The 8,647-nt window shown below is 45.7% G+C and carries 6 protein-coding genes and 4 pseudogenes; 6 read left to right on the top strand and 4 right to left on the bottom strand.

Annotated elements, in window-relative coordinates; all coding sequences use genetic code 11:
* Window positions 1-101: 101 nt before the first annotated feature.
* The 5 genes from CAG64_RS06750 to phoU all read left to right on the top strand — a co-directional run bounded on the left by CAG64_RS06750 (window position 102) and on the right by phoU (window position 5,583).
* Window positions 102-1,124, top strand: a complete 1,023-nt coding sequence (locus CAG64_RS06750) for a substrate-binding domain-containing protein (protein ID WP_094151631.1) — start codon at window positions 102-104, stop codon at window positions 1,122-1,124.
* A gap of 67 nt (window positions 1,125-1,191) precedes the next feature.
* Window positions 1,192-2,574, top strand: coding sequence for a phosphate ABC transporter permease subunit PstC (gene pstC, locus CAG64_RS06745; protein WP_161447652.1), 1,383 nt, complete (start codon window positions 1,192-1,194; stop codon window positions 2,572-2,574).
* A 4-nt stretch (window positions 2,575-2,578) separates the two neighbouring features.
* The gene (gene pstA, locus CAG64_RS06740) at window positions 2,579-3,961 is read left to right on the top strand and encodes a phosphate ABC transporter permease PstA (protein WP_237666845.1); all 1,383 of its coding nucleotides are present in this window, start codon (window positions 2,579-2,581) and stop codon (window positions 3,959-3,961) included.
* A 98-nt stretch (window positions 3,962-4,059) separates the two neighbouring features.
* The gene (pstB, locus tag CAG64_RS06735; protein ID WP_237668176.1) at window positions 4,060-4,806 is read left to right on the top strand and encodes a phosphate ABC transporter ATP-binding protein PstB; all 747 of its coding nucleotides are present in this window, start codon (window positions 4,060-4,062) and stop codon (window positions 4,804-4,806) included.
* A 21-nt stretch (window positions 4,807-4,827) separates the two neighbouring features.
* On the top strand, window positions 4,828-5,583 hold the full coding sequence (gene phoU, locus CAG64_RS06730) for a phosphate signaling complex protein PhoU (RefSeq protein WP_094147400.1): 756 nt from the start codon (window positions 4,828-4,830) through the stop codon (window positions 5,581-5,583).
* Between the two features lie 205 nt (window positions 5,584-5,788).
* On the opposite strand, the pseudogene arsB reads toward phoU, so the two are convergent.
* The 3 genes and pseudogenes from arsB to CAG64_RS06715 all read right to left on the bottom strand — a co-directional run bounded on the left by arsB (window position 5,789) and on the right by CAG64_RS06715 (window position 7,817).
* A pseudogene (gene arsB, locus CAG64_RS06725) lies at window positions 5,789-6,884 on the bottom strand (ACR3 family arsenite efflux transporter).
* Window positions 6,885-6,929: 45 nt separating this feature from the next.
* Window positions 6,930-7,266 (bottom strand): annotated as a pseudogene (locus CAG64_RS06720) (metalloregulator ArsR/SmtB family transcription factor).
* 218 nt (window positions 7,267-7,484) lie between these two features.
* Window positions 7,485-7,817 (bottom strand): YnfA family protein, encoded by a 333-nt coding sequence (locus CAG64_RS06715; protein WP_094128516.1) that lies wholly within the window; start codon window positions 7,815-7,817, stop codon window positions 7,485-7,487.
* A 450-nt stretch (window positions 7,818-8,267) separates the two neighbouring features.
* Here CAG64_RS06715 and CAG64_RS06710 point away from each other — a divergent pair.
* Window positions 8,268-8,459: pseudogene (locus CAG64_RS06710) on the top strand (IS256 family transposase); the annotation flags it as partial.
* Between the two features lie 56 nt (window positions 8,460-8,515).
* Here CAG64_RS06710 and CAG64_RS06705 read toward each other — a convergent pair.
* A pseudogene (locus tag CAG64_RS06705) lies at window positions 8,516-8,647 on the bottom strand (IS481 family transposase); the annotation flags it as partial.

Raw genomic sequence — 8,647 nt, 5'->3', positions numbered from 1 at the left:
ACATTGTCCTCTCAGAATTTACCTAGCTAAACAATACAAAGCTGCTTACGGAAGACTTTTCAAAACAGTCTACGGTTATGAAATTTAATGAGGGAAATATTATGAAGTTCGGACGCAATGCGCTTTTGCTTGCTTCAACCATCGCAACCGCGATCTCTGCCCCAGCAATGGCACGTGATACGATCCAAATCGCTGGCTCTTCAACCGTTTTGCCATTTTCTTCTATCGTTGCAGAAGAGTTCGGCCAAACCTTCCCACAATTTAACACGCCAGTGGTCGGTTCCGGTGGTTCAAGTGGCGGTTTACGTCAGTTCTGTCAAGGTGTCGGTGTCAATACCATCGATATTGCTAACGCCTCACGCGCCATTAAATCTTCTGAAGTGGAAAGCTGCCGCGCGAATGGCGTGACAGAAATCATTGAAGTCAAAGTCGGCTATGACGGCATTGTGTTCGCATCTCGTACCGACAGTGGCACTTTTGCCCTTAAGCCAGAGCATGTGTTTAAAGCGGGTGCAGCACAAATTCCGCAGAATGGCAAAATGGTGTCAAACCCTTACACCAACTGGAAGCAAATTGACGCCTCTCTTCCTGACCAAGAAATTCTGCTTGTGATACCAGGTTCTAATCACGGCACGCGTGAAGTATACGAAGAGAAAGTCGTTCACCCAGGTTGTGAGACTTTTGCCGAAGTCAAAGCGATGGACAAAAAAGCCAAAGGTAACTTCTGTAATGCGATTCGCACCGATGGTCGCGTAGTTGAAGTCGCTGGCGATTATACCGAAACCCTCGCTCGTCTTGATGCTCAGAAAAATGCGCTTGGTGTATTTGGCCTAAGCTTCTACGACCAAAACCGTGACCGCTTGAAAGTGGCGACCGTTAACGGCGTAACCCCAAGCTTAGATACCATTGGCAGCGGGCAATACCCAGTTTCTCGCCCACTGTTCTTCTACATCAAGAATGCTCATGTCGGTGTAGTACCGGGAATTCTCGAATACGCACAGTTTTTTGTGAGCGAACAAATGGGCGCAACGGGTAGCCAACTTGAAGCGGCAGGCCTTATCCCAATGGATGATAAAGAGCGCGCCCAGGTGTCGCAAAACATTAAAAATCGCAAACTCCTTTAAGGCTCTCTGATTAGCTTGGGCCAGTGTTTTCGGCTCAAGCTAACGCTTTAATAAGGTAAGAATAACAATGAATAATCTGATGCTGATGGTGGTACTACTGGCGGTAATGGCACTGGCTTACCACTTAGGGCTGACGCGCAGTAAAAAAGTAGCATCAACCAATGCTGGAACTCAGCGTTTACACTCTCGCCCTGTTTATCACGGCATGCTAACCCTGCTTTGGTGTGTGGTTCCTGCTTTGTTAATTTGGATAGTATGGAGCCTATGTTCTCCCATACTGATTCAGCAAATGGTAGTTGATAGCCTTCCTACGGATCTGCAGCCAACGGCCGTGGAGGGTACTCACGTACTGATGAATAAACTGCATAATATCGCCAGCGGTTTCGCTGTACTCGATAGCTTTTCTCCTCAAGAAATTACCGCCGCAGACTACTTAAAGCAGTTAGAACAACGCAGCTATTTATTGCTCACTGGTTTGATGGCAACGGTTGCCGCGGCCGGATTAGTCTTCAGCACTCGACAAATTCGCCCTGATCTTCGGGCACGCAACACAGTCGAACGTGCACTGCATATAATACTGATTCTGTGTTCTGGTGTGGCGATTTTAACCACAGTAGGCATTGTTCTTTCGATGGTTGGAGAAGCGTTACGTTTCTTTAGTTTTGTTAGCCCGAGCGAATTTTTCTTCGGCACCACATGGAACCCTCGTTTCTCAACAGTAGGTACAGAGAACCAAACCGGCTTTGGTATGTTGCCATTACTGGCAGGAACCTTTTTAATCGCCTTGATTGCCTTAATCGTCGCTATTCCTATTGGCCTGATGTGCGCCATTTATCTAGCTGAATATGCACCAAGTCGCATTCGCTCGATAGCTAAACCGATTATTGAAGTGCTCGCGGGTATTCCCACCATCGTCTACGGCTTTTTTGCTTTAATCACCGTCGGTCCCTTTCTGAGCGAATTGGGACAGTGGCTCCATATCGATATTCGTGCCACCTCCGCTCTAACCGCGGGGATTGTGATGGGCTTAATGGTGATTCCCTTTATTTCCTCGCTATCCGACGACATTCTTACTCAAGTGCCCAAAACACTAAGAGATGGCTCGCTTGGCCTTGGCGCAACCAAATCAGAGACCATTCGCAAAGTGGTTCTACCTGCCGCGCTACCTGGCGTGACTGGCGCAGTTTTGCTCGCCGCCAGCCGGGCGATTGGTGAAACCATGATTGTGGTTCTCGCTGCCGGAAATAGCCCAGTATTAACCGCCAACCCATTCGAGGCTGTCTCTACTATGACGGTTACCATCGTCAACCAACTGACCGGCGATACCGATTTTGCTAGCCCACAATCCTTAGTAGCCTTTGCACTTGGTTTAACCCTGTTTGTGATCACGCTATGCCTTAATGTGATCGCGCTCGTTATCGTACGTAAGTACCGTGAACAGTATGAGTAACGCCATGGACAACAGCATTCAAATGACTAACCTTCAAGATGACGATGCCTATGCGCAACGTAATGAAACAAAACTGCGCATTGCTCGCTCGCTGAAAAAACGTCACAACAGTGAACGCCGCTTTAGAGCTTTCGGTATTGGCGCGGTTGCCTTAGCGTTAAGTTTTGTGGCGATACTATTCACTTCGATTCTTTCCAAAGGTATTCCAGCCTTTTGGCAAGCGACAGTGACCTTGGATGTCTACTTTGACCCCGATGTCGTGAAAATAGAGCCCAAACCCATCCAACAAAGTGATGAGAGCCCGGCGCAGTTCAATCAACGCATGCTCACATGGCAAAGCAGCGTCGGCATGGTTAATTTCAACCGTATTATTGTCAACAGTTTGGCCAACGAAATCCCTGAAGCGACTCGCTACCAGCGTGATGCGATCAAATTGATCACCAGCGGCGAGCGTTTTGCTTTGCGCGATATGATAGTCAATGATCCTTCACTGGTCGGCCAAACCTTACGTCTTGATTTACTGGCGGAAGCCAACGTCGATGTGTGGTTGAAAGGCAACATCGACCGTGATCTACCCGACTCTCGTCAGCAGTTGAGTGCTCGTACCCGCGCGTGGGCGGATGAGCTCGCTGAACGTGGCGTTATCCAAAACAAATTCAGTACAGCGCTGTTTATGAACGTCGATTCTCGCAGCTCATTAGCTTCGGCTGGCCTTGCTGGGGCGTTTATGGGCTCGGTATTTATGATGCTCATTGTTATGGTATTGGCGGTACCGATTGGCGTCGCTTCCGCGATTTACCTAGAAGAATTTGCCCCAAAAAACAAGTTCACCGATTTGATTGAAGTGAACATCAACAACTTGGCGGCGATTCCTTCGATTGTATTTGGTTTACTGGGCGCTTCAGTGTTTATTTTGTGGTTTAAGCTGCCGCTTTCGGCACCGTTTGTCGGTGGTTTGGTATTAACACTAATGACACTGCCCACAGTGATCATTGCTACTCGCTCAACATTGAAAGCGATACCACCATCGATTCGCCAAGCAGCTCTGGGTATCGGCGCGTCCAAAACTCAAGCCGTTTTCCATCACGTATTGCCTTTGGCACTACCGGGCATTTTGACTGGGGCCATTTTGGGTATCGCCCAAGCATTAGGTGAAACTGCGCCACTGCTCTTGATTGGCATGAGCTCATTTGTCGCCAGCGTACCTGCGACACCGCTCGATCAATCAACCGCGCTACCAGTGCAGATTTTCCTCTGGCAAGGTAACGAACTGCGTAACTTTTTTGAAGCAAGAACGTCTGCTGCAATCACCGTATTGTTAGCATTAATGATTAGCTTAAACGCGCTGGCGATTTGGTTGCGTCGACGCTTTGAAACTCGGTGGTAATAAAGATGATAAGTGAAGCTATTATGAACAAACACTCCCTTGTGATACCACAGGTAAAGAGCACCGCTAAAGAAGCAGCCCAAGCCACACAAATTAAAATGGCCGCGCGTGATGTGACAGTTTTCTATGGTGAAACCAAGGCGCTACACGGCATCGATATGGATATCATTGAGCATGAAGTGGTCGCCTTTATCGGCCCTTCTGGTTGTGGTAAATCGACCTTTTTACGCTGTTTAAATCGTATGAACGACACCATCGACACGGCTCGTGTTGAAGGTTCAGTTACCTTGGACGGGCAAGATATTTATCACCCTAGCTTAGATGTGGTGCAGCTGCGCGCTCAAGTTGGCATGGTGTTCCAAAAGCCTAATCCTTTTCCAAAATCGATTTATGAAAATATCGCCTATGGCCCTAAATTACATGGCCTAGTAGATAACAAATCCGATTTGGATGAAGTCGTCGAAACCAGCTTACGCCGCGCTGGCTTGTGGAAAGAAGTCAAAGATCGCTTATCAGCACCGGGCACCGGACTATCTGGTGGCCAGCAACAGCGTTTGTGTATTGCTCGTGCGATTGCGGTTAACCCTGAAGTGATTTTGATGGATGAGCCTTGTTCGGCGCTTGACCCTATCGCGACCTCGATCATTGAAGATCTGATTGATGAGCTCAAAGGCAGCTACACCATTGCGATGGTGACACACAACATGCAGCAAGCGGCGCGCGTTTCAGATAAAACCGCCTTCTTCCACTTAGGTAACTTGGTTGAACTGAGCGAAACACGTGAGTTGTTCACCAACCCACGTGATAGCCGCACTGAAGATTACATTACTGGCCGTTTCGGTTAACGACTGTTTTAGGAGAATTTTATGACAACTCATGGTGTCGATGGGCACACCTCTCATAGCTACAATAGCGAAATGCGTTCTATTGTGGATAGCGTGGTGAATATGGGTGATTTAGTAATCGTACAGGTGCGGGACGCACTCGATGCGTTTATGACAGGCAATACCGAACTGGCCAAGCAAGTAATTGAACACGATCATAATATCAATTTGTTAGAACTGGCCATTGATCAACGCTGCATTGATATTTTAGTCAAACGCCAGCCCGCAGCCCGCGATTTACGTGCGGTGTTTTCGATCATGAAAGCGATCATGGATCTTGAACGAATTGGCGATCAATCTAAACGGATCGCCCATGCGGTGTTGCGTTTAAAGGAGCACCATCCGGGTGACAAAGACTATTTTGATGGTATTGAATTACAAGAAGATGCGTTTGAAACAATTAACGCGAACGTGATCAATATGCTGCAAAAATCGATGAACGCTTTTCACGATCTCAATGCACACGATGCGCTAGAAGCAGCAATGTTAGATAAACAAATCGACAACAGCTACGGCGATATTTTGCGTCAAAATGATAAAGATATGCTGGTGCAAGGCACTCACTATCAAACCATTTTGGAGATCACGTGGATAGGTCGCGCGGTCGAACGGATTGGCGATCACGCGCGCAACGTTTGTGAGTACACGATTTATTTTGTGACTGGCTTGGATGTTCGTCACCAAAACGATCAAGCGATTGCGGAGCTTTTGGCAAGCCCCAAAAACCAGTCGTCATGATATGACGGGTAGTAAAAAAGGCTGCTCTCCATCGCAGCCTTTTTGTTTTTGGAGCACTGTCGAATGTTACTTACTCATCAACCAAGCCTCCCTACTGGATTGCAATGGTGTTAGTTACCTAGGTTAATTCTAATTACATTGTTGCATTCTTATCGGGATGAACTCATTGACTGCTTAATGGCAAGATCATGACGTTTGTGAATGGTTATTGATTGTGCGCTTTAATACCATGATGGGGAGGATAGTACTTCTTCTTCATTCGTAATGCGACGTTGACCAAAGCAATTAAAACGGGCACTTCAACCAAAGGTCCAATAACGCCTGCAAATGCTTGATCAGAGTTTAATCCAAATACAGCGATTGATACGGCGATAGCCAGTTCGAAGTTATTGCCCGTTGAAGTAAAGGCGATAGAAGCATTTTGGTCGTAAGGGATCCCCATACGTTTCCCGATGTAGAAGCTCACAAAAAAACATCACCATAAAATAGATGATCAGTGGCACTGCAATACGGAACACATCCATCGGTAACTCGATGATCATTTCACCTTTCAGACTAAACATCAAAACGATGGTTGCCAAAAGCGCAATCAGGGTGATTGGCGAAATACGCGGGATGAAGACTTCGTTGTACCACTGTTCACCTTTTGCTGAAACTAATAGTTTACGGCTTAAGAAACCCGCTAAGAAAGGGATGCCTAAATAAATTAAGACGCTTTGTGCAATATCCCAGATAGTGATGTCAACAACGAAACTTTCAAGGCCAAAGTAAGGGGGTAAAACAGTAATAAACAGCCACGCCATAAAACTATACGTGACAATTTGAAACGCGCTATTTAATGCAACCAAAGTTGCACCGTACTCTTTGTTTCCGCCGCTGATATCATTCCAAACCAACACCATAGCGATGCATCGAGCAAGGCCGATCAGAATGAGTCCTACCATATAACTAGGTTGATCGCGTAAGAAAATGATGGCTAATGTGAACATCAAAATCGGTCCCACGAGCCAGTTCATCACTAAAGAAAGCATTATCGCGCGTTTGTCACGAGTTACTTCGCCTAGAAGGCTATAATTTACTTTCGCTAATGGAGGGTACATCATTAGGATTAGGCCAATAGCAAGCGGGATATTGGTTGAACCTACAGATAGGCTTTCGTTCCACTGAGCCGACAGAGGGAAGCACACTCCAACCCCGACACCAACGGCCATTGCAAGAAAAATCCATACGGTTAGATATCGATCTAGGAAACTCATTTTTTCAGATGCGCTGGTTTCGCCACAGCTTGAGATATTACTCATACAGACCTCTTTAATATGAAATTGATAAACCAACTGAATAGAGCATTATTCACTTATACCATTCGAGAATGTTTTGCCTTTGATGAACTGCAACTCTGGCTCGATAAGTGCCAAATTATGCTTGAGGGTTATCTCCAGCACTTGCTTAACCCAAGGAGCTAGCCTGGGATTGATTCGGTAGTAAACCCACTTACCACGTCGCTCATCCATAACAAGCTCGTGCTTTCGCAGTTCGGCAAGATGCCGAGAGACTTTGGGTTGACTGAGATTAAGCGCCTCCATGAGATCACACACACAATTCTTCTTGTTTCTGCATTAACAGCAGAGACTTAAGCCGAGTTTCTTCAGCAAATGCTTTGTAAAGAAGGATTGGATCAAACATAGGAACTATTCAACGCAATAAAACATATGAAATATCATATGTTTTATCTTCCGTATGTATCAATTTTTCAATTAAACATGTTCTTCTGAGAGATAAGTTAGTTTGGGAAAAGTAAGTCGATGTCAAATGGCTGTCTTAATGTTGAGACCAAAATAGGGACAGACCTAAGGTGGAGCTTGCTCATACCCCTCAATTTGAAATGTTTCAATAGTTCATTATTAGGTGTACCTTGGCGCGAACATGATGATAGCCATGCCGATCAGCGCTACCGTCACACCGACTATGTCCCATAAAGTTGGTCGAATACCATCAACTATCCACAGCCATAGTATTGCTACGAAAATGTAAACCCCACCGTAGGCAGCATAAACCCTACCAGCCGCTGTTGGGTGAAGAGAAAGCAACCAAGCAAATAGTGCTAGGGATAAAGCTGCTGGTAGTAAAAGCCAGACAGATTTCCCGTCTTTCAACCAGAGATAAGGTAGATAACACCCCAATATCTCTGCTACTGCTGTAATAAAGAACAACCCGATAGTTTTTGCTTCTACCAACTCAATTTCCTCATATTATTTATAACCGATTTAGCACTGAATATCACAATTGTAACGTTCAGCTCTCAATGATGCAGTCTTTTGGCTATTGCTTCAATTTATGAACCCAGACACAACAAAGAACAACTGATAAATTTCTTAAAAGCAACATTTCGCCCTGACACGGTTCCACCGTTCATCAGAGATAAGTTTTATTAGGGCTACGCATAGTACAGTTGACAATAGTGCTCTTTGCCGTAAAGAAGGAATGGGGCAAAAACTTGCTAAGAGAGCGGTTGGTCTAATGCCCGCTCTCGCTTCCTCATCGTATCCACCTTCAGATATATGTTATCTAGAAAAACGCAAATAACAGGCAATAGCGGCTTGTTAGATTGAGCCTACAAACCGCATTATTGGTAGTGTTTAGAAATCTGTGCCATTTCAGTATGATATACAAAACAGGAATGACACATGAACAAAGACTTCGATCTAGAACAAGCTATTAAAGCCCTTCAGTCAGGCCAAGACCTGACAGGTAAAGATGGCTTCTTAACTCCGCTCATTAAACAAATCACAGAAGCTGCTTTGAAAGCAGAACTCGAACAGCACCTTGAAGGTGATGAGCAACCTAACCGTAAGAACGGCTCAAGCAAGAAAACGATGTACTAACTCAGACCTGATCTGACAGTTACCCACTTTTCGTCTCGGTGCCTGTCAGATTATACCTGGGCTAAATTCTTTTCAGCCCAGATTGATTTCCCATCCTCTAATGTTTCTATTGGCGTTCTGCCGCAGCACATTTTTCCTTGATGAGTACGATGATTGTTGTAGTAGTCCATCCATTCGTCCAG

Source organism: Vibrio sp. V38_P2S17PM301 (assembly GCF_009904845.1).
Classification (GTDB): Bacteria; Pseudomonadota; Gammaproteobacteria; order Enterobacterales; family Vibrionaceae; genus Vibrio; species Vibrio proteolyticus.
Note: the sequence above shows the minus strand (reverse complement) of the source record. Positions and strands in the feature narration are given on the sequence as shown.

Coding starts and splice junctions, on each gene's coding strand:
- CAG64_RS06750 (WP_094151631.1), top strand. CDS start 102: ATGAAGTTCGGACGCAATGCGCTTTTGCTTGCTTCAACCATCGCAACC.
- pstC (WP_161447652.1), top strand. CDS start 1,192: ATGAATAATCTGATGCTGATGGTGGTACTACTGGCGGTAATGGCACTG.
- pstA (WP_237666845.1), top strand. CDS start 2,579: ATGGACAACAGCATTCAAATGACTAACCTTCAAGATGACGATGCCTAT.
- pstB (WP_237668176.1), top strand. CDS start 4,060: ATGGCCGCGCGTGATGTGACAGTTTTCTATGGTGAAACCAAGGCGCTA.
- phoU (WP_094147400.1), top strand. CDS start 4,828: ATGACAACTCATGGTGTCGATGGGCACACCTCTCATAGCTACAATAGC.